A 21,153-nucleotide genomic window follows, 5' to 3' on the forward strand; every position below is an offset into this window, starting at 1 on the left:
AGGATGAGCGCGGCTTGGACGAGGACGAATGCGGCAAGGGTGCCGAAGCTGAAAGCATCGGCGAGGGATGCCAGGTGGGCGCGAGTCATGGCGGTCGTGTTCCACGATTCTCCGCCGGTATGCGTCGGACTTCGGGACACGCGGGGCGACAGGTCCGGCTGTCAGCCGCCGCACGGCGTGCGCCCCCTGCGATCCGCCGGCGCGAGGGTTGGGCGTCCACGAGGTCCCTCCCGACAGAAGCGGGTGGCCCGACCGGCTCTCCGGTCGGGCCACCCGCGCTGACCGACCGCACTCAGTGCTTGAAGGCGTCCTTCACGTGCTCGGCGGCCTGCTTGACGTCGCCCTTGACCTGGTCCGCCTTGCCCTCGGCCTGGAGGCGCTCGTTGCCGGTCACCTTGCCGGCGCCCTCCTTGACCGCGCCCTTGACCTTGTCAGCAGCGTTCTCGATCTTGTCGCCCATGCCCATCGCGATCTCCTCACGTCACCGGTCCACCTCGTCCTGGCGGGGAGTCGCCTGCCCAGGAAGTGCGGGAACACTCCCCCGGATCCGTGACCGCCGCGAACCCCTCGCCCGACCCCTCGCCCGACCCATCGCCCGTCATGGAGCCTGGACGTCGGCCGCCGGCGGCTCGGGCTCCTCGTCGCCCTTCGAGCCCTTGTCCTTGGCCCGGACATCCGCCGGGGTGGGGGCCACGATCTCCCGCTCCTCCGCGGACCGCTCCCGCACCTGGTCGTCGTCCCGCGCCGTGTCATCGTCGGGGGTGTTCATCGCGCCATCCTCTCGCCGGGCCGCGTCACCTCACCGGAACGGAGGAGACACCAGGCGGCTGCCCTCTCTCCTTGCTCCCACACCCGACCGAACGGCGCACCCGGTGAGCGGCGCGTCGATGATCAACTGACATCCGCCCGGGCGGCCTCGGACCCGGCGAGATCGATCAGATTCTCATCATTAGCGCGGTCTATGGCGAAATGGCCATGCCAAAATGGGATTGAACGGCGGATTGCTGGGCAGACGCTCAAGGATCGGCCCGGACGGCGGTCCGGGCCGCCCGGTTCGCCGGTCTCTAGGAGGTCCGATCGTGGAACCCGTCCAGCGCTATGCAATCTCCATGCCCGGCCCGGTCGGCGGGCACCGCCCCGCGACCGTGGTCGTGGTGCACTGGACGCCCAAGACCGTCGGCGGCAGTGCCGTCTACACCGACGACGCCGGGGACTTCAAGGTCTCCATCGACGCCGGCGGGGTGGCCAGCCTGCTCAACGCCGATGAGGGGCACCAGCACCAGTGCCTGCACGCCGTGCCGCTGCAGCGGGCGCGCTCCTCGGCGGCGCCGCCCTACCGGGAGGCCTGGGGCGGCCCGGTGAGCTGAGGCACGATCTGCGGCAGGCCGAGGGGTCCCGGGGTGCGCCCCGGGACCCCTCGCCGTGCGCCGGGGCACACGGCCTGGCGGTGCCGCCACCTCGACGCCTCCACTCCGGCGCCACCACCCCGCTGCCGCCATCGGCTCAGGGGCGGCGCTCGTCGGTGCCGGCCCGCTTGGCCGAGGTGATCGCGATCCGGTTCCAGGTGTTGATCGCGAGGATCAGCCCGAGCAACTGCGCCAGCTCCGGCTCCTCGAAGTGCTCGGCGGCCCGGGCGTAGACCGCGTCCGGCACGCCGCCCTCGGCGACCAGGGTGACCGCCTCGGTCAGCGCCAGGGCCGCCTGCTCCTGGGCGGTGAAGAAGTGCGCCGCCTCCCGCCAGAGCGCCACCAGGTGCATGCGCTCCTCGCTCTCGCCCGCCTTGCGGGCGTCGCTGGTGTGCATGTGCAGGCAGTACGCGCAGCCGTTCAGCTGGGAGGCGCGGATCCGCACCAGCTCGGCCAGCACCGGGTCCAGGCCCTCGGCGGCGGCGGTCTCCAGGGCGATCACGGCCTTGAAGACCTTCGGAGCGACCCGGGGCAGCTGCAGGCGGGTGGCGGGGGCGTCAGCGGCGGGGGCGGGGGCTTCGGTCACGGTCTCGTTCGTCATGATCAGTACTCTACGAGCCGGATAGACCCCGGATAGGGTGCATTTTCATGACAGAATCATGGGTCAATTCGGCCCAGCGCATCGGTCGTGACCTGCACCTGGACCTCACCGGCCCGGGCAGCAGGCGGGCCGTGCTGATCCGGGCGCTGCGCGAGGCGGTACGGGACGGGCGGCTGGCCCCGGGCACCCGGCTGCCGCCGTACCGCTCACTCGCCGCCGACCTGGGTCTGGCCCGCAACACGGTCGCCGACGCCTACGCGGAGCTGGTCGCCGAGGGCTGGCTGACGGCCCGGCAGGGCTCCGGTACCCACGTCGCGGAGCGGACCCGCCCCCGCCGCACCAGCCCGCCCACCGCACCCGCCGCGCCACCCACCACACCTCACGGGCAGGCCGCCGCACCCCCCGAGCAGCCCGAGCAGCCCGAGCAGCCCCGGCACAACCTGCGCCAGGGCCAGCCGGATCCCGCCTCCTTCCCGCGCGGCGCCTGGCTGGCCGCCGCCCGCCGGGCGCTGACCGCCGCACCGACCGAGGCCTTCGGCCCGGGTGACCCGCGCGGCCGGGCCGAGCTGCGCCGGGCGCTGGCCGACTACCTGGCCCGCGTCCGCGGCGTGCGCACCGACCCGGAGCGGATCGTGGTCTGCTCGGGCGTCGCGCACGCGCTGCGGCTGCTCTTCGGCGGCCAGGTGCTGCGCGGGCGGCTGGCGGTGGAGGGCTACGGGCTGCCGTTCCACCGCGCCCTGCTGGAGCGGGCGGGGGTGCGCACCGACCCGCTGACCGTGGACGAGCACGGGGCGCGCACCACCGAGCTGGCCCGGCTGCCGCGCCCGCGCGCGGTGCTGCTCACACCGGCCCACCAGTTCCCGACCGGTGCCGCGCTCGGCCCCGAGCGGCGCGCGGCGGCGATCGACTGGGCGCGCGGCAGTGAGGGGCTGATCCTGGAGGACGACTACGACGGCGAGTTCCGGCACGACCGCCAGCCGGTGGGCGCGCTGCAGGGGCTGGACCCGGACCGGGTGGTCTACCTCGGCTCGGTCAGCAAGAGCCTGTCGCCCGCGGTACGGCTGGGTTGGCTGGTGCTGCCGGAGCGGCTGGTCGGCCCGGTGCTCGCGGCCAAGGGCGAGCGGGAGGCCTGGGCGAGCGTGCTGGACCAGCTGACCCTGGCCGAGCTGATCGAGTCCGGTGCCTACGACCGCCACATCCGCCGGATGCGCCTGCGCTACCGCCGCCGCCGTGACCAGTTGGTGACCGCGCTGGCCGAGCGCACCCCGCACCTCGCCCCGACCGGCATCGCGGCCGGCCTGCACGCGGTGCTGCGCCTGCCACCGGGGACCGAGGCGGCCGCCTACTGGGCAGCCGCCGCGCAGGGCATCGCGCTGGACGGGCTGAGCACCTTCCGCCATCCGGAGGCCACCGGGACCGGGCCGGCGGGGCTGGTGATCGGCTACGCGACGCCGTCGGAGCACGCCTATCCAGCGGCGCTGGCAGCGCTCTGCGGGGTTCTCCGGGTGACGGTCCCGGCACCGCTCCGAGGCCCGGCGGCAGCCCCGGACGGCGCGACACGGCGGCAATCGTCCGAACATCCGCGCTGATCCCGTTCTGGTGAGCGATCCTCAGGGGTACGAGTCGGTCCATCCGAAGGGCACCTGGCCATGGACTCACGCACCCGCTGGCTGATCGGCTGCCTCGCCCTGCTGCTGGCCGGCTGCGGCCCCGCCGCGGCGCCGCGCGCCGGCCTGGCCGCCACCCCGGCCGCGCCGGCCACACCGAGTGCCGTGCCCGGCGCGGCCGGCGCCGCGTCACCCGTCCCCGCCGCCGGCCCGGGCACCGCTTCCGCGCCCGCCGCCGCGCCCTCGGCCGCCGACTCCCCCTCGCTGGCCCCGCCCGCCGCGCTGACCTCCCCCGCCGCTCCGGGCGCGCCCACCCTCACCCCCGACCAGTTGGCCGGTCAGCGCGTCGTCTACTCCTACCAGGGCGCCACCGTCCCCGAGTCGCTGCTGACCGCCGTGCGCTCCGGACGGGCCGCCGGGGTGATCTTCTTCGGGGCCAACACCGCCGACCCGGTCGCCTTCCAGCGCGCGGTCGCCGCGCTGCGCCAGGCCCAGCGGCAGAGCCCGGTGCAGCTGCCGCTGCTGCTGATGACCGACCAGGAGGGCGGCCAGATCCGCCGGCTGGCCGGGGCGCCGGACCTCTCCGCACAGGCGATCGGCCGGAGCACGAACCCACAGGCGGCCGCGGCCGAGGCCGGCAGCTCGGCCGCCCGGAACCTGAGCGCCGCCGGACTGAACGTCAACCTCGCCCCCGTGCTGGACGTCTACGCGCGGGACGGCGACTTCATCGACGCCACCCAGCGCTCCTACAGCGACGACCCGACGGCCGTGGCCTCGCTCGGCAGCGCCTTCATCACCGCGCAGCAGCAGGCCGGGGTGGCGGCGACGGCCAAGCACTTCCCGGGTCTGGGCACCGCGCCCGCCGGGGCCAACACCGACCAGGGTCCGGTCACGCTGACCGTCTCCCGGCAGCAGCTGGCCGAGGCCGACGAGGCACCGTACCCGGCCGCGATCGGCGCCGGGGTCGACCTGGTGATGGTCTCCTGGGCGGTCTACCCCGCGCTCGACCCGGACCACCCGGCCGGCCTGTCACCCGCCGTGGTCGGCGGCGAGCTGCGCGACCGGCTGGGCTTCCACGGCGTGACCGTCACCGACGCGCTGGAGGCCGGTGCGCTCAAGGCCTACGGCGGCACCGGGCAGCGTGCCGTGGCCGCCGCGCACGCGGGCATGGACCTGCTGCTCTGCTCCGCCCAGGACCCCGACCAGGGACAGGACGCCACCACCGCGCTCGCCGACGCGCTGACCACCGGCCGGTTGGACCGGACCGGCTTCGCCGCCGCGGTCGCCCGGGTCAACGCCCTGCGCGCCGGCCTGCATTGACGTAGCGGTGAGTGACGTAGCGGTGAGTGACGTAGCGGTGAGTAGGGACCGGTGAGTAGGGACCGGGCGAAAACCAGCTGTGCCCGACCTCCCCCACCACCTACGGTGTTCGCATGCGACGCGACAGGCAGGTACTCGTCTTCGATGCCGACGACACCCTCTGGGAGAACAACATCCGCTTCGAGCGGGCGATCGAGGCCTTCCTGGACCAGGTGGTCCCGCCCGCACCCGACCGCGCCGCCGCGCGCGCGGCGCTCGACGTGATCGAGGCGGCCAACGCCGCCACCCACGGCTACGGCGCCCAGGTCTTCCTGCGGAGCCTGGGCGAGTGCTTCGAGCAGCTGCACCGGCGGCCGGCCACCGCGGCCGAGCTGGCCGGCTTCGCGGCACTGGCCGCCACGATCACCACCGCCGAGGTGGAGCTGCTCCCCGGGGTGGCCGAGACCCTGGCCTCGCTCGCCGAGCGGCACCAGCTGCTGCTGCTCACCAAGGGCGACCGGGCCGAGCAGCAGGCCAAGGTGGACGCCTCGGGCCTGGCCGGGCTCTTCGCGGCGGTGCACATCGTGCCGGAGAAGGACGTCGTGGTGTACCGCCGGCTGGCCGAACAGCACACGCTCACCCCCGAGCGCACCTGGATGGTCGGCAACTCGCCGAAGTCCGACATCCTGCCCGCCCGGCTGGCCGGGCTGAACGCCGTCTTCATCCCGCACCAGCACACCTGGGTGCTGGAGAACGACGCCGAACTGGACCCGCACGACGGCGGGGTGCTCCAGCTGGCGGCCTTCGCCGAGCTCGGGGAGCACTTCTGATGGCCCGCCCCGAGGGCATCGCGGTCTCCTGCGTCTTCGTCTGCCACGACGGCACCGGCCGGCTGCTGCTGGCCCGGCGCGCCGCCGGCGCCCGCGACGAGCCGGGGCGCTGGGACTGCGGGGCCGGCGCGCTGGAGTTCGGCGAGAGCTTCGAGGCGGCGGTGGCCCGCGAGGTGCGCGAGGAGTACACGGCCCCGGCGCTGGCGACCACCGTGCTCGGGGTGCGCAACGTGCTGCGCGGCGAGCCGGTGGACTCGCACTGGGTGGCCGTGGTCTGCGCGGTGCGGGTCGACCCGGCCCAGGTGGCGATCGGCGAGCCGGCGAAGTTCGACGCGCTCGGCTGGTTCGCCCCGGACCAGCTGCCCGAGCCCCGGCACTCCCAACTCGACGCCACCCTCGCCTTGGTCGATCTGCGGCGTTTCTGACGGTTCGGCAGGTCGACGGTCTGCCAAGCTCGGTGCGATGACCGGACCACTGACCACCACCGTGACCGCCGCCCTGAGCCGGTGGACCCTGCTGCTGCCCCCGCTGGCGGCGGTGTTGCTCCTGCTGGTCTGGGGGCGGGACCTGCCCGCCGCGGCGGCGGCGCTGACCGGCCTGGTGCTGGTGGGCGCGGTGCTGGCGGCCGTGCACCACGCCGAGGTGGTCGCGCACCGGGTCGGTGAGCCGCTCGGGTCGCTGCTGCTGGCGGTCGCGGTGACGGTGATCGAGGTCGCGCTGATCCTGACCCTGATGGTGGACGCCCCGGACAAGAACTCCACCCTCGCCCGGGACACCGTCTTCGCGGCCATCATGATCACCTGCAACGGGATCGTCGGCCTCTGCCTGCTGCTCGGCGCGCTGCGCACCCGGGTGGCGGTCTTCAACCCGGAAGGCACCGGCGCGGCGCTGGCCACCGTGGCGACCCTGGCCACGCTCAGCCTGGCGCTGCCCTCCTTCACCACCAGCACCCCGGGGCCGCTCTTCTCGCCGACCCAGCTCACCTTCGCCTCGGTGGCCGCCCTGGTGCTGTACGGGCTCTTCGTGGCCACCCAGACGGTGCGGCACCGCGAGTACTTCCTGCCGCCCAACCTGCACGACACCCCCACCGACCCCGACCCGCACGACGAGCGCCCCACCAGCCGCGCGGCGGCCCTGAGCCTGGTACTGCTGATGATCGCGCTGATCGCCGTGGTCGGGCTGGCCAAGGCGGTCTCGCCCACCATCGAGCGCGGCGTCACCGCGGCCGGGCTGCCCGCCTCGGTGATGGGCGTGGTGATCGCGATGCTGGTGCTGCTGCCGGAGACCATCGCCGCGGTCCGTTCCGCCCGGCGCGACCAGGTGCAGATCGGGCTCAACCTGGCGCTCGGCTCGGCGATGGCCAGCATCGGGCTGACCATCCCGGCCGTGGCGCTGGCTTCGGTCTGGCTGAGCGGGCCACTGGTGCTGGGGCTGGGCGCCAGCCACCTGGTGCTGCTCGCGCTCACCGTGGCGGTGGGCACGCTGACCGTGATCCCGGGCCGGGCCACCCCGCTGCAGGGCGGGGTGCACCTGTCCGTCCTGGCCGCCTACGTGGTCCTGGCGGTCAGCCCCTAGCGGAGTCGGCGGTGAGGGTGCCGGCGGTGAGCGTGACGGCGGCCTCCGGCGAGTGGAGGGCGAAGGTCAGCGACTCCTGCAGGTAGAGCCGCACCGAGTCGGCGTCGTGGTCGAGGTAGCCGATCGACAGGTCCTGGCCCAGGTGCAGCTCGAAGTCACCGCCACGGGTGGAGAGCACCACCGCGCCCTCCAGGGCCGGCGCCCAGATGATCTCGCCGGTGACCACCCGGGCCAGGTGCTGGCGCACCGGGTAGCCGTGGTTGGAGGTCTCGTTGACGGCCGTGTAGACGTCGGCGCCCAGCAGCAGCGAGTACGGGCCGTCCACCCCGGCCAGTCGCAGGGTGCTGAGCGCGCGGCTGACCGCGTCCGGGTAGTCGACCACGTCGGCGGGCAGCGCGATCGGCGGATTGTCCGAACCGGTGCGCATCCCGGTGATGGCGGCGGCCGGCCAGCCCTCGAAGATCGCGGTGTCCTCGGCCTGGGCGATGGTGCGGGCGGCGTCCTTGACCGGCTGCCAGTCGGGGTCCTTGGCGCCGCGCTCCACGCTGTCCACGGCGGGCCGGCTGAGCGTGAACGGCACCCGCAGCTCCACCACCGGGAGCGCCTGGCGCGCGTGCGCCTCGGTGCCGGGCACCAGTGGGCTGATCTCGCGCCGGTGGCCGGAGCCGACCGCCGCCAGCCCTGGCCCGGCCGGTCCGGCCAGGTCGACCACCCGGCGGCCGGCCAGGTGCAGGGTGAAGGTGCGCCTGGCCTCGTCCTCGATCTGCGCCCAGGCCTCGGCGGCGATCGGGGCGAGTTCGCGGTGCAGGTTGTTCATGCCGTGCTACTCCTCTTCAGGCTGCCGATCATCAGACTGCCGCTCTCCGGGCCGGTGGTCTGCGGGCCGGTGGTCTGCGGGTTTGCAGTCTGCGGGCCGGTGGTCTGCGGGTTTGCGGTCTTGAGGCTGCCGATGCCGAGCGAGCCATCGGCGCGCGCGCCCGCGCCCGCCGGCGGGGGCGGCGGGTCGTCCAGCAGATCGGCGGACGGGACGAAGAACGACACCCCGGTCACGGCGGTGGAGAAGTCGAGCAGGCGGTCGTGGGTGCCCGGCGGCCGCCCGAGGAACATGTTCTCCAGCATCTCCTCGGTCACCGCGGGCGTGCGGCAGTAGCCGATGAAGTAGGTGCCGAACTCACCGTCCGCGTAGCTGCCGAAGGGCATGTTCAGCCGCACGATCTGCCGCTCGGTGCCGTCCGGCGCCGGGTCCAGGCTGGTGAGCGCCACGTGCGAGTCGGCGGGCTGCTCGGCGGCGGACAGCTCGATGTCGGCGAGCTTGGTGCGGCCCACCGCGTGCTCCTGCCGCTCGACCGGCAGCGCCTGCCAGGCCGCCAGGTCGTGCAGGTACTTCTGCGTGACCACGTAGCTGCCGCCGGCGAACTCCGGGTCCTCGGCACCGATCAGCGCCGCGGCGTCGCCCTCGGCGCCCTCCGGGTTCTCGGTGCCGTCCACGAAGCCGAGCAGGTCGCGCTGGTCGAAGTAGGAGAAGCCGGCCACCTCGTCCACCACGTCCGCCGCGCCGGCCAGCCGGGCCAGCAGCTGCCCGGCCAGCTCGAAGCAGGCGTCCTGGCGCCCGGCGCGCAGGTGCAGCAGCAGGTCACCGGGGGTGGCCGGGGCGGTGTGCCGGGGTCCGCGCAGCTCGCGGAAGGGGTGCAGTTCGGCCGGGCGCGGGCCGGCGAAGAGCCGGTCCCAGAGCCGCGAGCCGATCCCCAGCACGCAGCTCAGCTGCGCCTCGGGCACCCGGAAGCCCACCGAGCGGCGCAGCGCGGCCACCTCGGGCAGCAGTTCGCGCACCGCCGCCTCGCCGCCGGGGCGCACGGTGAGCACCAGGAAGAGCGCGGCGGCGCTCAGCGGGTCCCGGACGGCTTGCGGCCGCCGGCCGGGCCCGCTGGGGGCCCGGACGGCGGCTTCGTGCTCAGCGGTCATCGCTCCTGCTCGCTGCGATCCCCGGCCCAGAGGGTGTGGAAGACGCCGTCCCGGTCGGTGCGGCGGTAGGTGTGCGCGCCGAAGAAGTCGCGCTGGCCCTGGATCAGTGCGGCCGGCAGCCGGCCGGCCCGCAGCGAGTCGTAGTAGGCGAGCGCGGTGGCGAAGCCGGGCACCGGCACGCCGAGCTGGGCGGCCGTCGAGACCACCCGGCGCCAGGCGGACTGGGCGTCGCCCAGCGCCTCCTGGAAGTACTCGTCGGTGAGCAGCGTGGGCAGCTGCGCGTCGGCCTGGTAGGCGGCCTCGATCCGGTTCAGGAACCGGGCCCGGATGATGCAGCCGCCGCGCCAGATGGAGGCCATCGCGCCCGGCGCGATCCGCCAGCCGTACTCCGCGCTGCCGGCCTGGATCTGGTTGAAGCCCTGCGCGTAGGCGACGATCTTCGAGGCGTAGAGCGCCTTCTCCACGTCACCGGCGAACCGGTCGGCGGCGGCGCTGTCCAGCCAGGTCTCGCTCGGGCCCGGCAGGCCGCGGGCCGCCTCGCGCAGCGCCGCGCTGCCGGAGAGCGAGCGGGCGAAGACCGCCTCGGCGATGCCGCTGACCGGCACGCCGAGTTCGAGCGCGGTCTGCACCGTCCAGCGCCCGGTGCCCTTCTGCTCGGCGCGGTCCTGGACGATGTCGACGAACGGCTGCCCGGTGGCGGCGTCGGTGTGGCCGAGCACCTCGGCGGTGATCTCGACCAGGTAGGACTCCAGGCGGTCCTCGTTCCAGGACCGGAAGATCTTGGCGATCTCGGCGGGCTGGCGCCCCGCGCCGTGCCGCAGCAGGTCGTAGGCCTCGGCGATCAGCTGCATGTCGGCGTACTCGATGCCGTTGTGCACCATCTTGACGAAGTGCCCGGCCCCGTCGGGGCCGACGTGGGTGCAGCAGGGCTCGCCGTCCACCTTGGCGGCGATCGACTCCAGCACCGGCCCGAGCGACTTGTAGGCCTCGGCGGTGCCGCCGGGCATGATGCTCGGCCCCTCCAGCGCGCCCTCCTCGCCACCGGAGATGCCGGCGCCGACGAAGTGCAGGCCGTGCTCGCGCAGCGCGGCCTCGCGCCGGCGGGTGTCCAGGAAGTGCGCGTTGCCGCCGTCGACCACGATGTCGCCTGGTTCGAGCAGCGGGACCAGTTCGTCGATCACCGCGTCGGTGGGCTCGCCCGCCTTGACCATGATGATGATCTGCCGGGGCCGTTCCAGGGCGGCGACGAACTGCTCCATCGTCTCGGTCGGCACGAAGGCGCCCTCGTGGCCGAACTCGGCCACCAGCGCGGTGGTGCGGCCGACGCTGCGGTTGTGCAGGGCGACCCGGTGGCCGTGCCGGGCGAAGTTCCGGGCCAGGTTGCGACCCATGACGGCCAGTCCGGTGACGCCGATGTCGGCTGACTTCTGCACGCTCATTCAGATGACTCCAGTCGCTCGTCGGCACGGTGACGCGGTCGGTGAGGGCGGGTGATCGGCACAGCGTTCGGCACGGCGTTGGGCAAAGCGTTGGACGCAGCGTTCGGCACAGCACAGTGAACAGCCCATAGCCTGCCGTGCCCACCCCTCCGATGCACCCCGGCACGCGGGGCACTGGTACAGCGTCAGCTCTTGGTCGAACCGTACTCCAGTGCGGTCGCGCCGCAGCTGAGAGCCCGTCAGTCTCCCGAAGGGCGGTATACACCTCGGGTATACATCATGTGTATAGTCGCCCGCATGTCACTGGGCCACACCATCCTCGGGCTCCTGGAGTCCCATCCGCGCCACGGCTACGACCTCAAGCGCGCCTACGACGAGCGCTTCGGCCAGACCCGGGCACTGCCCTACGGCCAGGTCTACGCGACCCTCTCCCGGCTGCTGAAGAACGGCCTGGTCGAGGTGGACGGCACCGAACCGGGCGAGGGCCCCGAGCGCAAGCGCTACATCATCACCGAGGCCGGGATCACCGACGTCAACCACTGGCTGACGGAGCCGGAGAGCCCCTCGGCACACCTGCAGAGCACCCTCTACACCAAGGTGGTGCTGGCCCTGCTGACCGGACGCTCGGCCCAGCGGCTGCTGGACACCCAGCGCACCGAGCACCTGCGCCAGATGCGCGAGCTGACCCGGCGCAAGCTGGCCGGCGACCTGGTCGACCAACTGCTCTGCGACCACGCGCTGTTCCACCTGGAGGCCGATCTGCGCTGGCTGGAGCTGACCGCGGCCCGGCTGGACGAGCTGGCCCGGAAGGTGCGCGCCTGATGCCCGTCTCCCCCGTCGAGTCCGCCGCCGAATCCGCCGACGTCCTCGCCGCCGGCACCGTCCGCCCGGACGCGCTGCTGGCCGCCGTCGGCCTGCGCAAGAGCTTCGGCCCCACAGCCGCGCTGACCGGCGCCACCCTGGACCTGGCCGCCGGCGAACTGGTCGCGGTGCTCGGCACCTCCGGCTCCGGCAAGTCCACCCTGCTGCACTGCCTGGCCGGCCTGATCAAGCCCGACGAGGGCACCGTCAGCTACCGCGGCCAGGACCTCGGCCGGCTCTCCGACGCCGCGCGCAGCGCGCTGCGCCGCTCCGACTTCGGCTTCGTCTTCCAGTTCGGCCAGCTGGTGCCCGAGCTCGACTGCCTGACCAACGTCGCGCTGCCGCTGCGGCTGAACGGCCTGCGCCGGCGGGCCGCCGAGGAGCGGGCGCTGGCCTGGCTGGAGCGCCTGGAGGTGGCGGAGCTGGCGGCCAAGCGGCCCGGCGAGCTCTCCGGCGGCCAGGGCCAGCGGGTCGCGATCGCCCGCGCGCTGGTCACCGACCCGGCGGTGGTCTTCGCCGACGAGCCGACCGGCTCGCTCGACTCGCTGCACAGCGAGCAGGTGATGGCGCTGCTCGGCGCGGCCGCCCGGGAGGCCGGCGCGGCCGTCCTGCTGGTCACCCACGACCTGCGGGTGGCCGCCTACGCGGACCGCGAGATCGTGGTCCGCGACGGGCACACCGGCGAGGCGGGCGAGGAGTGGTGAGCGAGCCTCGAACCAACGGCCTGATCACCCGCCGGGCGGCCGAACTGGCCCTGGGCCTGCGGCTGGCCTGCACCGGCGGCCGGGACAGCCGGCTGCGCACCGTGCTGACCGCGATCGGGGTGGGCCTCGGCGTGGCGACCCTGCTGCTGGCCGCCTCCTTCCCGAGCGTGCGCGAGCACCGCGACGACCGGCTGCGGGCCCAGTCGGGCGCGCTGATCTCGGCCGAGCAGGCCCCGCTCTCCTCGCACAGCCTGCTGATGGCCGACATCAGCACCACCTTCCACGGCCGCACGGTGACCGGCCGCGCGGTGCGCCCCGACGGTCCGCACGCCCCGCTGCCACCCGGCCTCACCGCCTATCCGGGCCCCGGCGCGCTCGCCGTCTCCCCCGCGCTGGCCGCGCTGCTGCGCTCGTCCGGCGGCGAACTGCTGCGCGAGCGGCTGCCCGGGCCGATCACCGGCACCATCGGCGAAGCGGGCCTGGTCGGCCCCGGCGACTACGCCTTCTACCTGGGCAGCCCGACGCTGACCGCCGACTCGCCCGACACCGAGCGGATCGACCACTTCGCCGGCAAGCTGCCGCCCAAGCCCACCGATCCGGTGCTGGTGCTGCTGACCGTGGCCGGCGTGGTGATTCTGCTCAGTCCGGTGGCCGTGTTCATCGCCGCCGCCGCGCGGTTCGGCGGCGAGGCCCGCGACCGGCGGCTGGCCGCGCTGCGCCTGGGCGGCGCGGACCGGGGCAGCACCGCGCGGATCGCCGCCGGCGAGTCGCTGGCGGGCGCGCTGCTCGGACTCGGACTCGGCGTGCCCTTCTTCCTGCTCGGGCGCGCGCTGATCGAGCGGATCACCGTGCAGGGCCTGAGCGTCTTCGCCGTCGACGTCCAGCCGCAACCGGTGCTGGCCGCCCTCGCGCTGGCCGCCGTGCCGATTCTCGCGGTGGTGGTCACGCTGCTGACGATGCGTCGGATCACCGCCGAACCGCTCGGCGTGCTGCGCGGCTCGGCCCGGCTGCCGCGCCTGTGGTCCTGGCGGCTCTGCCTGCCGCTGGTGGGCGCCGCGCTGCTCTACACCCAGCACGACCAACTGGCCGTGATGGACGGCAAACGGCCGCTCGTGGTGCTGGTCGCCGGGCTGCTGCTGCTCCTGCTCGGTGCCACCGCGCTGCTCCCGCCGGTGATCGACCTGACCGCGCGGGCGCTGGGCCGCACCGGCGGGCCGCCCGCCTGGCAACTGGCCGTCGGGCGGCTGCGGTTCAGCCCCGAGACGGCCGCCCGCCCGGTGGCCGGCATCGTGGTCGCCGTGGCCGGCGCGATCGCGCTGCAGACCCTGCTCGGCGCCCTCGCCACCGAGCGCACCGGGCCGCCGGTGGACAGTGCCCCGGCGGACGGTACCCGACTGGTGGCGAGCTTCCCCGCCGCCGGCGACCGCGCCGCGCGCCTCGCCGAGCAGCTGCGGCACACCCCGGGCGTCGCCGAGGCGACCGGCTACACCTCGCTGGTGGCGCGACCGCCCACGCGGACCGAGGACTTCCTGCCGGTCACCGTGGCCGACTGCGCCGATCTGCGCGCCCTGGCCGGCGTCACCGACTGCGTGGACGGCGACGTCTTCACGGCGCGGGGCGACGGTGCCGCCCCGGCCGTCAGCCCGCAGCTCGTCATCGACCTCGGCGGCTCGTGGTCGGCGCCCTGGCAGGTGCCCGCCTCGCGCGCCACCGTCGACCAGCGGCCGGACCCGTACGGCGTGCCGGACCGCGGCGGCCTGCTGGTGACCCCGGGGGCGATCCCGAGCGCGCTGGTCAGCAGTCAGGAGGCCATCGTGGAGCTGCGGCCGGCCCCCGGCACGCCCGACGCCGAGGAGCGGCTGCGCACCGCCGTGGCCCTCCTCGACCTCCAGGGCAGGCTCGGCGATCCCGCCGCACGGCAGACCGATCCCGGCTTCACCAGCATCCGCCGCGCGCTGACCGCGGGGACGGTGGCGATCCTGGCCCTGATCGGCGCCGGGATGCTGGTGGGCCTGCTCGAACAGCTCCGTGACCGCCGACGCACCTTGGCCGTGCTCGCCGCCTTCGGCACCCGTCCGCGCACGATGGCGCTCGCGCTGCTCTGGCAGAGCGTGCTGCCCGTGGTGCTCGGCCTGGCCCTGGCGCTGGTCGCCGGGCTGGGCCTGGGCGGGGTGCTCGTCACCCTGGCGCACTTGCCGGTCGCCTTCGCCTGGGGCGACATCGCGCTGATGACGGGCGCGGGGGCGGGGGCGGTGCTGCTGATCAGCGCGCTGAGCCTGCCGGTGCTCTGGCGGCGGCGGGCGACGGCGGGGCTGCGGTACGAGTGAGGGTGCGGGTGCGTGGGGTGGGTGCGTGGGGTGGGACGGGGGTCTCAGACGTGAGTCTCAGGTCCGGGTCTCGGACCTGAGTCTCAGACCTGAGTCTCAGACCTGGGTCTCAGACCTGGGTCTCAGACCTGGGTCTCAGACCTGGGTCTCAGACCTGGGTCTCGGACGCAGGTCTCAGACGCGGGTCTCAGACGTGAGCCTCAGACCCCGGTCTCAGACCCCGGTCTCAGACGCGGGCCTCAGCCGAAGGCGAGAGCGCGGAAGGCGTCGCGAAGATCGGTCAGCGGCTGACTCTCCCGCGACAGCCGGACCCGGTTGGTGAGCAGCACCGCCCACCGCCCCAGCCGGGGTGAGAGCCACATGCCGGTCCCGGTGAAGCCGTAGTGCACCCAAATGTCGGCGGCCGGGTCGCTTCGCGGCGCGACCTGCCAGAACAGGCCACGGGCGGGCTCGAGGGAGCCGGTGCGCACGGTCAGCGACTGTGCCGTCCAGGCCGCACCGAAGCCCGGGCCCGCTCCGTGCGCCCCGTCCGACCTGCCCGGCTTGTATGGCGGGCCGGGCCGGGCCGCCGGGTCGAGCAAGTGCCGCAGGAACAGCGCCAGGTCCTCGGCGGTCGAGAAGACTCCGGCGATCCCGCAGATGCCGCCGAGCAGCCGCGCGGAGGGGTCGTGCACCACACCCCGGAACGGCGCGCCGGTGGCCGGATCGGCCTCGGTGGGCGCACAGCGGGTGGTCAGTTCGGCGGGCAGCGGACCGAAGCGGGTGGCTCGCATGCCGAGCGGCCGCCAGATCCGCTCGGCGGCCAGCTCGTCGAGCGGCCGGCCCGTGCGGTACTCGGCGAGGTAGCCGAGGACCAGTCCGGCCCGGTCGGTGTACTCCACGGCCTCGCCGGGTGGGCGGTGCGGGGCGGCGGCGAGCACCCCGGCGCGGATGGCGGCGGGGTCCGTGCCGAAGCACTCACGCAGCCGTGCGTGCAGGGGCAGCCCGGCGGTGTGCGTGAGGAGCTGGCCGGCGGTGATCCGGCCGAGCGGGCGCCCGGCCACCTCGGGCCAGTGGGCACCGAGCGGCTCGTCCAGCACGAGCCGACCGGTCTCCCAGAGGGTGCCCAGGGTCGACCAGACGGCCAGGATCTTGGTCAGGCTGGCGAGGTCGAAGAGGGTGTCAGGGCGCATCGGCACCTGCGGCACGGCGGGGTCGAGCAGCCCGACGGCCCCGCCGGCCAACGTCCCGGCCGCATCGCCGACGGCCCACACGGCACCGGGGTAGACCTGTTGCTCATCGGCGCCGTCCGCGATGAGTCGACGGATGTGGCGGATGCGGTCGGTGGTGGCGCTCATCGTCCCCCGGTTCGGTCCGGACCCTGGCCCGGTCGGTCGGTCGGTCGGTCGGTCGGTCGGTCGGTCGGTCGGTCGGTCGGTCGGTCGGTCGGTCGGTCGGTCGGTCGGTCGGTCGGTCGGTCGGTCGGTCGGTCGGTCGGTCGGTCGGTCGGTCGGTCGGTCGGTCGGCGCAGCGTACTGACCCGGTGGTGGCGGCGGCGCTACCGTGAAGGAAGGATTCCCCGGACTCGCTCCTGCGTACCGCTCCAGGACCAGGAGCGGCCGCGCGGCCCAGGACAGCTTCATCGGAGCGGGCACCAGCGTCTCCCCTCCCCCCGCTCACTCATGCCCGGTGAACTTAGCGGCTCGGCAGGCCAGTTGCTCACACGTATGCCCGCGTCGCGGTACTGGGCGGTCGCGATGGCGGATCGGACTGTCCCTGACGGTCATTCAGGCCACCGGATCCGGAACCGGGCGAGCTCGTTCACTCGCTCTGATGAATCCTCGACGCCTCGCGGGCGCCGGGTTTCGCCCAAGTTCCGGGCCAGTTCCGGGCGAGTTACGGCCGCCCCCGGAGCGGCGATGACCAGAGCCGCCCTGGCCATGTCAAGCTTGACGGGCCGTCAGGTCCCGCCCCGAGCCGCTCCGGCTGCGGGCGCCCGATCCAGGAGGCCGCGTGGGCACCTTCGCCAAGCAGTCGTTCAGCAAGCATTCCTTCGCCAAGCAGTCCTTCGAAACCCTCTACCAACAGCCGCTACCGCGCGGCTACTTCCACCGACTGGCACCGCTGCGCTACCGGAGCCCGGACTTCGCCCGCGGGTTGCTCCCGCAGACCATCGCCCGTCTGCGGCGACGCACCGGCCGGCAACGGCTGAAGATCCTCGACCTGGCCTGCGGCTACGGGATCAACGGGGCGCTGCTCAAGTTCGGCGTCGACTTCGCGACCTTCGCCAGGTGCTACCAAGCCGCGCCGGACGAGCAGGCCGCGCACCATCCGCTCGACCCGGTCCGGGCCCATCCGCTCGACCCGGTCCGGGCGCACCGGCTCGACCCGGCCGGCCGCGGCGGTGAGGGCACCCGCCACGCCGTCGCCCGGGACACCGCGTTCCTGCGAACCCGGCCCACCGACACCGAGCTGACCATCGTCGGGCTGGACGTCTCGCGTCCGGCGACCGAGTACGCGCTCGCCACCGGGCTGCTGGACGCGGCCGTCAACACCGATCTGGAGCACCAGGACCCCACCCCGGCCGACCAGGCCGCACTGGCCGGGGCCGACCTGGTGCTGGCCACCGGGGCGTTCAGCTACCTCGGCCCGGCCACCTTGGACCGCGTCCTCGCCCTGCAGGCCGCGCCACCGGTGGTGCTGGGGTGGCCGCTCTACGGTCAGCCCACCGAATCACTGGCCCGCTGCCTGGCGAGCCATCGCCTCACCGTCACCAGGCCCGATCCGGCCCCGCGCCACCAACGGCACTTCGCCGACGCCCGGGAGCGCGAGGCCTACCACTACTCGCTGCGCCGGCTGCGGCTGCCGTTCGTCGGTTCGGCCGCCGAGACCAGCCTCTGCGTCACCTCGCTGCTGGCCAGGCCTGCGTTCAGCTGACCCGACCTGCCGACGGCCGGTCGGCTGTGACGCCGGACGGGCCGGACCGCCGGACGGGCCGGACGGCCGGACGGCCGTCGGTCAGCGCCACGCGCGCCGGTCGGCCTCGCCCGGCCGGCGTCACAGGACCCGGCTGAGCACTCGCTGCCCCGCCGGAGCCGCGTGCCGCCCGCGCGCCCGCCCGTGCCCAGGACCACGGCCACCACCACCGCCACGGCCACCGCCAGCGCCACGACGGCGCGGGCGGAGCCAGGCGGGGGCCGACCGGGCCGCGCGGGCCCGGGCCCGGGCCGGGTCAGTGAGACTGAGCAGCAGGGCCAGCAACGGCGGGACGGTCAGCAGCAGCATGGTCAGCGTCATGGCGGACACCTCTTCCGATCGTCGGCGAACGGCCCGAGTAGCAGTCTCGCCCGCACACCCGCCCGGTAACCGCCCGTCACACCTTCGCCCGGGCCGGTCACCCGGCGGGCCGAGCCGCCCCTGGGCGATCGGCCGCACGCCGGTCCCGTCCGGGTGAGGAGCCGTAACCGACCGGCTGACAACCCATCAGACCTAAACTGGACCAGGAGCAGCACCCGGTCCCGCAGCAGAGGCAGGCCCTCCGGCGAGCCTGTGGGCAGGACCTGGAGCAGGCCCTCGAACAGACCCGATCAGAACCGAGCGAGCGGAGTCCCCGATGCCCACCGCGCACTGGAACGGCCAGGTGATCGCCGAGAGCGACGACACCGTGGTCGTCGAGCAGAACCACTACTTCCCGCTGAGCGCCGTCCGGTCCGAATACCTGACCGACTCGGCGACCACCAGCGTCTGCCCGTGGAAGGGGACGGCGAACTACTACACACTGGTGGTCGACGGCGAGCGCAACGAGGACGCCGTCTGGTACTACACCGACCCAAGCCCAGAGGCCGAGCAGATCCGCGGCCGGGTCGCGTTCTGGCGCGGGGTGGAGGTCCGCTCCTGAGCCGCGCCGCGGGCATCGCGCCTGCCGCGCCCGTCCCAGGAACCTGACGCGACATCAGCCGTCCGCCCCACGCGGGTCGGACGCTCCGCACACTACCCGCCCTGGTATTCCCGGCGTCCGGGTGGCCAATGTCACGCACCGAGCCGCGGCCCTACGGTGGCGTAGGTCACTTGAGACAGTGAAATATTCAGCCCATGGCTGACCATCTGGAGATCCTTGACCCCATCAGCTCCTACGCGGCCCTCGGCGACAGCTTCACCGAGGGCCTCAACGACCCCAACCCGGACGGCACCTTCGCCGGCTGGGCCGATCGGCTGGCAGCCCTGCTGGCCGACCGGGACCCGGGGGGCGAGTTCCGCTACGCCAACCTCGCGGTGCGCGGGCGGCTGCTCGACCAGGTCGTCACCGAGCAGGTCCCCCAGGTCCGGCGGATCCAGCCGGACCTGGTGACCTTCTGCGCCGGTGGCAACGACATCCTGCGCCCGGGCAGCGACCCGGACGAGGTGGCCGAGCGCTTCGAGGCCGCCGTCGTGCAACTGCGCGAGTCGGCCGGCACGGTGCTGATCTGCACCGGATTCGACACCCGGGGCGTGCCGGTGCTCAAGCACCTGCGCGGCAAGATCGCGACGTACAACGCGCACCTGCGGGCCATCGCGGACCGCAACGACTGCGCGGTGGCCGACCTCTGGTCGCTGCGTCCGCTGCAGGGCCGCCGGGCCTGGAGCGGGGACCGACTGCACCTGTCCCCCGAGGGGCACCAGCGGGTCGCACTGCTCGCCGCCCGGGCGCTCGGCCTGGCCACCGAGGAGGATCCGGCCGCGCCGTGGCCCGCCGAGGCGGAGCACAGCGCCGCCGAGCTGCGCCGGGAGAACCTGCAGTGGGCGCGGGACTACCTGCTGCCCTGGGTCGGTCGGCGGCTGCGCGGTGAGTCCTCGGGCGACCACGTGGAGGCCAAGCGCCCCGACCTGCTGCCGCTGTGAGCAGCGCGACGCCCGGATGCCCACGGGGGGCATCCGGGCGTAGCCGAGTTCCTGAACGTCTGAGTTCCTGAACGTCTGAGTTCCTGAACGTCTGAGTACCTGAACGTCTGAGTACCTGAACGTCTGAGTACCTGAACGTCTGAGTACCTGAACGTCTGAAGTACGCACCCGTCCGTCTGACCAGCCGTCAGCCGACCTGCCAGAGTGAGCCGTGGCTGCCGGCCAGCGCCACGGCGAACACGGCCAGGTCGGCGGCGCCCAGCGCGAGACCGAGCAGTGCCCGCCCGCGACGGGCGGTGCCGCGCAGCAGTGCGAGCGCACCGAGCGCCAGCGCCAGCGGCCCGAAGACGATGTTGAAGAGCAGCAGGCCGATCAGGCCGAGGACGAACGAGGCGACGGCCATCCCGTCCGCCTCACGGGTCAGCGTCCGAGTCTCCACCGGATTCCCCTTTCGGATGACAGAGCGAGCAGCAGCAGTACGAGCTGTAGCAGTACGAGCGGTACGAGCAGTACGAGCGGTACGAGCCGTGGCAGCACAGGCCGTCACGGCGCACCGCGACACGGGTGGCGGCCGCCGGTCAGCGGCGGCGCAGCCAGGCGGCACCCTCGCGGGCGCCGAAGAGCAGCAGCCAGCCGCCGATCAGCGCACCGGCCAGCGCGAACTGGGACAGCGTGGTGTGCGCGGCGGCACCGAGCAGGAAGCCGGCAGCCGCGAGTGCCGCGAACAGGAAGATCATGGTCGGACCCTTCGAACGACGGGACGTACCGGGTGCCGTCGGCAGACCCCCGCACTCCAGTTGAGCTAACAAGTGTTCGCCGACATCGCCACTCTACGCTGGTGGAAGTCGGCAAACAGTTGTTTACTGAATGATGTGAGTCACACTGTCGGAGTCAGAGCCGCCCAGAAGGAGCAGAGCCGCCGCGCACTGCTCGACGCGGGCCTGCGACTGCTCGAGCACCAGAACCTCAGCGGCCTCGGCGTCCGGGAGGTGACCCGGGAGGCCGGCCTCTCACCGGCCGGCTTCTACCGGCACTTCCGCGACCTGGACGAGTTGGGTGTGGTGCTGGTCACCGAGTCGCTGCAGAGCCTGCACCTGATGATCCGCACGATCCTGGCCGGCCAGAGCGAGGCCAACGAGCTGATCGACGGGACGATCGCGGTGATCGCCCGGCACGTACGCGAACACCGGTCGCACATCCGCTTCCTGGCCCGCGAGCGGCACGGCGGGGTGCGCCCGGTGCGCGAGGCGATCGCGGCCGAACTCGCCACCTTCACCGAGGAGACCGCCGCGGCGCTGGGCGGCCAGCCGCAGAGCGCCGACTGGAGCCGGGCCGATCTGCGGATGCTCGCCGGGCTCTACGTGGAGCACCTGGTGGCCACCGCGGCCGCCTTCCTGGAGGCGCCCACCGAACCGCCGGCCGCGGCGCGCGCGGCCGAGCGCCGCATCGCGGCACTGGCCCGCGACCAGCTGCGCCTGATCAGCCTGGGCCGCCGGCACTGGCCGACCGCGCCGCAGCGGTGACCACCCGCCCGGGTCACCCCGCACCGGGCGTTGATCACGCCGGACGGGTGAGTCCGAGCCGCCGCCAGTGTCCTCGCCGCGGTCCGGGCGTTGAACGCGGCGTCGCGAACAACGTTCGGACGCCGGCGCACGGCCCCTTCACACACTGCCCGCGCCGGTTCT

At 73.9% G+C, this 21,153-nt stretch carries 23 protein-coding genes and 2 pseudogenes; 13 read left to right on the forward strand and 12 right to left on the reverse strand.

What is annotated here, in order from left to right; all coding sequences use genetic code 11:
• Window positions 1-292: 292 nt before the first annotated feature.
• On the reverse strand, window positions 293-466 hold the full coding sequence (locus tag OG455_RS03170) for a CsbD family protein (protein WP_266289910.1): 174 nt from the start codon (window positions 464-466) through the stop codon (window positions 293-295).
• A 132-nt stretch (window positions 467-598) separates the two neighbouring features.
• Complete coding sequence (locus tag OG455_RS03175) at window positions 599-769, reverse strand: hypothetical protein (protein WP_266289912.1); 171 nt, start codon at window positions 767-769, stop codon at window positions 599-601.
• Window positions 770-1,079: 310 nt separating this feature from the next.
• Between OG455_RS03175 and OG455_RS03180 the strand changes: the two genes are divergently transcribed.
• Window positions 1,080-1,367, forward strand: a complete 288-nt coding sequence (locus OG455_RS03180; protein WP_266289914.1) for a DUF6296 family protein — start codon at window positions 1,080-1,082, stop codon at window positions 1,365-1,367.
• A 136-nt stretch (window positions 1,368-1,503) separates the two neighbouring features.
• On the opposite strand, the gene OG455_RS03185 is transcribed toward OG455_RS03180, so the two are convergent.
• On the reverse strand, window positions 1,504-2,007 hold the full coding sequence (locus tag OG455_RS03185) for a carboxymuconolactone decarboxylase family protein (RefSeq protein WP_266289916.1): 504 nt from the start codon (window positions 2,005-2,007) through the stop codon (window positions 1,504-1,506).
• A gap of 47 nt (window positions 2,008-2,054) precedes the next feature.
• Between OG455_RS03185 and OG455_RS03190 the strand changes: the two genes are divergently transcribed.
• The 5 genes from OG455_RS03190 to OG455_RS03210 all read left to right on the forward strand — a co-directional run bounded on the left by OG455_RS03190 (window position 2,055) and on the right by OG455_RS03210 (window position 7,318).
• Complete coding sequence (locus tag OG455_RS03190) at window positions 2,055-3,596, forward strand: PLP-dependent aminotransferase family protein (RefSeq protein ID WP_266289918.1); 1,542 nt, start codon at window positions 2,055-2,057, stop codon at window positions 3,594-3,596.
• 60 nt (window positions 3,597-3,656) lie between these two features.
• Window positions 3,657-4,934, forward strand: coding sequence for a glycoside hydrolase family 3 N-terminal domain-containing protein (locus OG455_RS03195; RefSeq protein ID WP_266289920.1), 1,278 nt, complete (start codon window positions 3,657-3,659; stop codon window positions 4,932-4,934).
• A gap of 113 nt (window positions 4,935-5,047) precedes the next feature.
• Window positions 5,048-5,743 carry an HAD family hydrolase gene (locus tag OG455_RS03200; RefSeq protein ID WP_266289922.1) on the forward strand — a complete coding sequence of 232 codons (696 nt, stop codon included), beginning with the start codon at window positions 5,048-5,050 and terminating at the stop codon, window positions 5,741-5,743.
• Window positions 5,743-6,168 carry an NUDIX domain-containing protein gene (locus tag OG455_RS03205; RefSeq protein WP_266289924.1) on the forward strand — a complete coding sequence of 142 codons (426 nt, stop codon included), beginning with the start codon at window positions 5,743-5,745 and terminating at the stop codon, window positions 6,166-6,168. Before OG455_RS03200 ends, OG455_RS03205 begins: the two co-directional genes overlap by 1 nt.
• A 37-nt stretch (window positions 6,169-6,205) precedes the next feature.
• Window positions 6,206-7,318, forward strand: a complete 1,113-nt coding sequence (locus OG455_RS03210; RefSeq protein WP_266289926.1) for a calcium:proton antiporter — start codon at window positions 6,206-6,208, stop codon at window positions 7,316-7,318.
• Here the strand turns inward: OG455_RS03210 and OG455_RS03215 are convergent.
• Genes OG455_RS03215 through gndA form a run of 3 tightly spaced genes read right to left on the reverse strand, consistent with a single transcriptional unit; the run spans window position 7,308 to window position 10,713 of the window.
• Complete coding sequence (locus tag OG455_RS03215; RefSeq protein ID WP_266289928.1) at window positions 7,308-8,135, reverse strand: family 1 encapsulin nanocompartment shell protein; 828 nt, start codon at window positions 8,133-8,135, stop codon at window positions 7,308-7,310. The two genes, OG455_RS03210 and OG455_RS03215, sit on opposite strands and share 11 nt — an antisense overlap.
• Window positions 8,132-9,280, reverse strand: coding sequence for a Dyp-type peroxidase (locus OG455_RS03220; RefSeq protein WP_266289934.1), 1,149 nt, complete (start codon window positions 9,278-9,280; stop codon window positions 8,132-8,134). The genes OG455_RS03215 and OG455_RS03220 overlap by 4 nt, the downstream gene beginning before the upstream one ends.
• Window positions 9,277-10,713, reverse strand: a complete 1,437-nt coding sequence (gene gndA / locus OG455_RS03225; RefSeq protein ID WP_266300643.1) for an NADP-dependent phosphogluconate dehydrogenase — start codon at window positions 10,711-10,713, stop codon at window positions 9,277-9,279. Before gndA ends, OG455_RS03220 begins: the two co-directional genes overlap by 4 nt.
• Before the next feature lie 303 nt (window positions 10,714-11,016).
• On the opposite strand from gndA, the gene OG455_RS03230 reads away from it, so the two are divergent.
• The 3 genes from OG455_RS03230 to OG455_RS03240 are packed head-to-tail and all read left to right on the forward strand — an operon-like array spanning window position 11,017 to window position 14,611.
• Window positions 11,017-11,541, forward strand: a complete 525-nt coding sequence (locus OG455_RS03230) for a PadR family transcriptional regulator (RefSeq protein WP_266289936.1) — start codon at window positions 11,017-11,019, stop codon at window positions 11,539-11,541.
• Window positions 11,541-12,284, forward strand: coding sequence for an ABC transporter ATP-binding protein (locus OG455_RS03235; protein ID WP_266289938.1), 744 nt, complete (start codon window positions 11,541-11,543; stop codon window positions 12,282-12,284). The genes OG455_RS03230 and OG455_RS03235 overlap by 1 nt, the downstream gene beginning before the upstream one ends.
• On the forward strand, window positions 12,281-14,611 hold the full coding sequence (locus tag OG455_RS03240) for an ABC transporter permease (RefSeq protein ID WP_266289940.1): 2,331 nt from the start codon (window positions 12,281-12,283) through the stop codon (window positions 14,609-14,611). Before OG455_RS03235 ends, OG455_RS03240 begins: the two co-directional genes overlap by 4 nt.
• Before the next feature lie 239 nt (window positions 14,612-14,850).
• Here OG455_RS03240 and OG455_RS03245 read toward each other — a convergent pair whose 3' ends face one another.
• The 3 genes and pseudogenes from OG455_RS03245 to OG455_RS42205 form a co-directional block, all read right to left on the reverse strand.
• Complete coding sequence (locus tag OG455_RS03245) at window positions 14,851-15,948, reverse strand: serine hydrolase (protein WP_266289942.1); 1,098 nt, start codon at window positions 15,946-15,948, stop codon at window positions 14,851-14,853.
• A pseudogene (locus OG455_RS42200) lies at window positions 15,887-16,102 on the reverse strand (PT domain-containing protein); the annotation flags it as partial. The gene OG455_RS03245 and the pseudogene OG455_RS42200, both read right to left, overlap by 62 nt.
• Window positions 16,021-16,233: pseudogene (locus OG455_RS42205) on the reverse strand (PT domain-containing protein); the annotation flags it as partial. The pseudogenes OG455_RS42205 and OG455_RS42200, both read right to left, overlap by 82 nt.
• A gap of 370 nt (window positions 16,234-16,603) precedes the next feature.
• Between OG455_RS42205 and OG455_RS03250 the strand changes: the two are divergent.
• Window positions 16,604-17,527, forward strand: a complete 924-nt coding sequence (locus tag OG455_RS03250) for a hypothetical protein (protein WP_266289944.1) — start codon at window positions 16,604-16,606, stop codon at window positions 17,525-17,527.
• A gap of 120 nt (window positions 17,528-17,647) precedes the next feature.
• On the opposite strand, the gene OG455_RS03255 is transcribed toward OG455_RS03250, so the two are convergent.
• Window positions 17,648-17,887: a hypothetical protein gene (locus tag OG455_RS03255; RefSeq protein ID WP_266289946.1), complete on the reverse strand. Its 240-nt coding sequence runs from the start codon at window positions 17,885-17,887 to the stop codon at window positions 17,648-17,650.
• A 316-nt stretch (window positions 17,888-18,203) separates the two neighbouring features.
• Here OG455_RS03255 and OG455_RS03260 point away from each other — a divergent pair, with 316 nt between their 5' ends.
• Both OG455_RS03260 and OG455_RS03265 read left to right on the forward strand, forming a co-directional pair.
• Entirely contained in the window at window positions 18,204-18,488 is a 285-nt protein-coding gene (locus OG455_RS03260) for a DUF427 domain-containing protein (protein WP_266289948.1), read from the forward strand.
• 194 nt (window positions 18,489-18,682) lie between these two features.
• Entirely contained in the window at window positions 18,683-19,468 is a 786-nt protein-coding gene (locus OG455_RS03265; RefSeq protein WP_266289950.1) for an SGNH/GDSL hydrolase family protein, read from the forward strand.
• 187 nt (window positions 19,469-19,655) lie between these two features.
• Here the strand turns inward: OG455_RS03265 and OG455_RS03270 are convergent, their stop codons facing one another.
• Together OG455_RS03270 and OG455_RS03275 are read right to left on the reverse strand one after the other, a co-directional pair.
• The gene (locus OG455_RS03270; RefSeq protein ID WP_266300644.1) at window positions 19,656-19,871 is read right to left on the reverse strand and encodes a DUF4190 domain-containing protein; all 216 of its coding nucleotides are present in this window, start codon (window positions 19,869-19,871) and stop codon (window positions 19,656-19,658) included.
• A gap of 175 nt (window positions 19,872-20,046) precedes the next feature.
• Window positions 20,047-20,205 (reverse strand): hypothetical protein, encoded by a 159-nt coding sequence (locus OG455_RS03275; RefSeq protein ID WP_266289952.1) that lies wholly within the window; start codon window positions 20,203-20,205, stop codon window positions 20,047-20,049.
• Window positions 20,206-20,340: 135 nt separating this feature from the next.
• Here OG455_RS03275 and OG455_RS03280 point away from each other — a divergent pair, with 135 nt between their 5' ends.
• Window positions 20,341-20,991, forward strand: coding sequence for a TetR family transcriptional regulator (locus OG455_RS03280; RefSeq protein ID WP_266289954.1), 651 nt, complete (start codon window positions 20,341-20,343; stop codon window positions 20,989-20,991).
• The last annotated feature ends 162 nt before the right edge of the window (window positions 20,992-21,153 follow it).

It is taken from the genome of Kitasatospora sp. NBC_01287 (genome assembly GCF_026340565.1).
Taxonomy (GTDB): Bacteria; Actinomycetota; Actinomycetes; order Streptomycetales; family Streptomycetaceae; genus Kitasatospora.

What these genes read in the sequence shown, in the direction of transcription:
- OG455_RS03230 (WP_266289936.1), top strand. Translation starts at nt 11,017, where the DNA reads ATGTCACTGGGCCACACCATCCTCGGGCTCCTGGAGTCCCATCCGCGC.
- OG455_RS03175 (WP_266289912.1), bottom strand. Translation starts at nt 769, where the DNA reads ATGAACACCCCCGACGATGACACGGCGCGGGACGACGACCAGGTGCGG.
- OG455_RS03260 (WP_266289948.1), top strand. Translation starts at nt 18,204, where the DNA reads ATGCCCACCGCGCACTGGAACGGCCAGGTGATCGCCGAGAGCGACGAC.
- OG455_RS03245 (WP_266289942.1), bottom strand. Translation starts at nt 15,948, where the DNA reads ATGAGCGCCACCACCGACCGCATCCGCCACATCCGTCGACTCATCGCG.
- OG455_RS03270 (WP_266300644.1), bottom strand. Translation starts at nt 19,871, where the DNA reads ATGGCCGTCGCCTCGTTCGTCCTCGGCCTGATCGGCCTGCTGCTCTTC.
- OG455_RS03195 (WP_266289920.1), top strand. Translation starts at nt 3,657, where the DNA reads ATGGACTCACGCACCCGCTGGCTGATCGGCTGCCTCGCCCTGCTGCTG.
- OG455_RS03255 (WP_266289946.1), bottom strand. Translation starts at nt 17,887, where the DNA reads ATGACGCTGACCATGCTGCTGCTGACCGTCCCGCCGTTGCTGGCCCTG.
- OG455_RS03200 (WP_266289922.1), top strand. Translation starts at nt 5,048, where the DNA reads ATGCGACGCGACAGGCAGGTACTCGTCTTCGATGCCGACGACACCCTC.
- OG455_RS03235 (WP_266289938.1), top strand. Translation starts at nt 11,541, where the DNA reads ATGCCCGTCTCCCCCGTCGAGTCCGCCGCCGAATCCGCCGACGTCCTC.
- OG455_RS03170 (WP_266289910.1), bottom strand. Translation starts at nt 466, where the DNA reads ATGGGCATGGGCGACAAGATCGAGAACGCTGCTGACAAGGTCAAGGGC.
- OG455_RS03215 (WP_266289928.1), bottom strand. Translation starts at nt 8,135, where the DNA reads ATGAACAACCTGCACCGCGAACTCGCCCCGATCGCCGCCGAGGCCTGG.
- OG455_RS03220 (WP_266289934.1), bottom strand. Translation starts at nt 9,280, where the DNA reads ATGACCGCTGAGCACGAAGCCGCCGTCCGGGCCCCCAGCGGGCCCGGC.
- OG455_RS03210 (WP_266289926.1), top strand. Translation starts at nt 6,206, where the DNA reads ATGACCGGACCACTGACCACCACCGTGACCGCCGCCCTGAGCCGGTGG.
- OG455_RS03205 (WP_266289924.1), top strand. Translation starts at nt 5,743, where the DNA reads ATGGCCCGCCCCGAGGGCATCGCGGTCTCCTGCGTCTTCGTCTGCCAC.
- OG455_RS03185 (WP_266289916.1), bottom strand. Translation starts at nt 2,007, where the DNA reads ATGACGAACGAGACCGTGACCGAAGCCCCCGCCCCCGCCGCTGACGCC.
- OG455_RS03265 (WP_266289950.1), top strand. Translation starts at nt 18,683, where the DNA reads ATGGCTGACCATCTGGAGATCCTTGACCCCATCAGCTCCTACGCGGCC.
- OG455_RS03190 (WP_266289918.1), top strand. Translation starts at nt 2,055, where the DNA reads ATGACAGAATCATGGGTCAATTCGGCCCAGCGCATCGGTCGTGACCTG.
- OG455_RS03275 (WP_266289952.1), bottom strand. Translation starts at nt 20,205, where the DNA reads ATGATCTTCCTGTTCGCGGCACTCGCGGCTGCCGGCTTCCTGCTCGGT.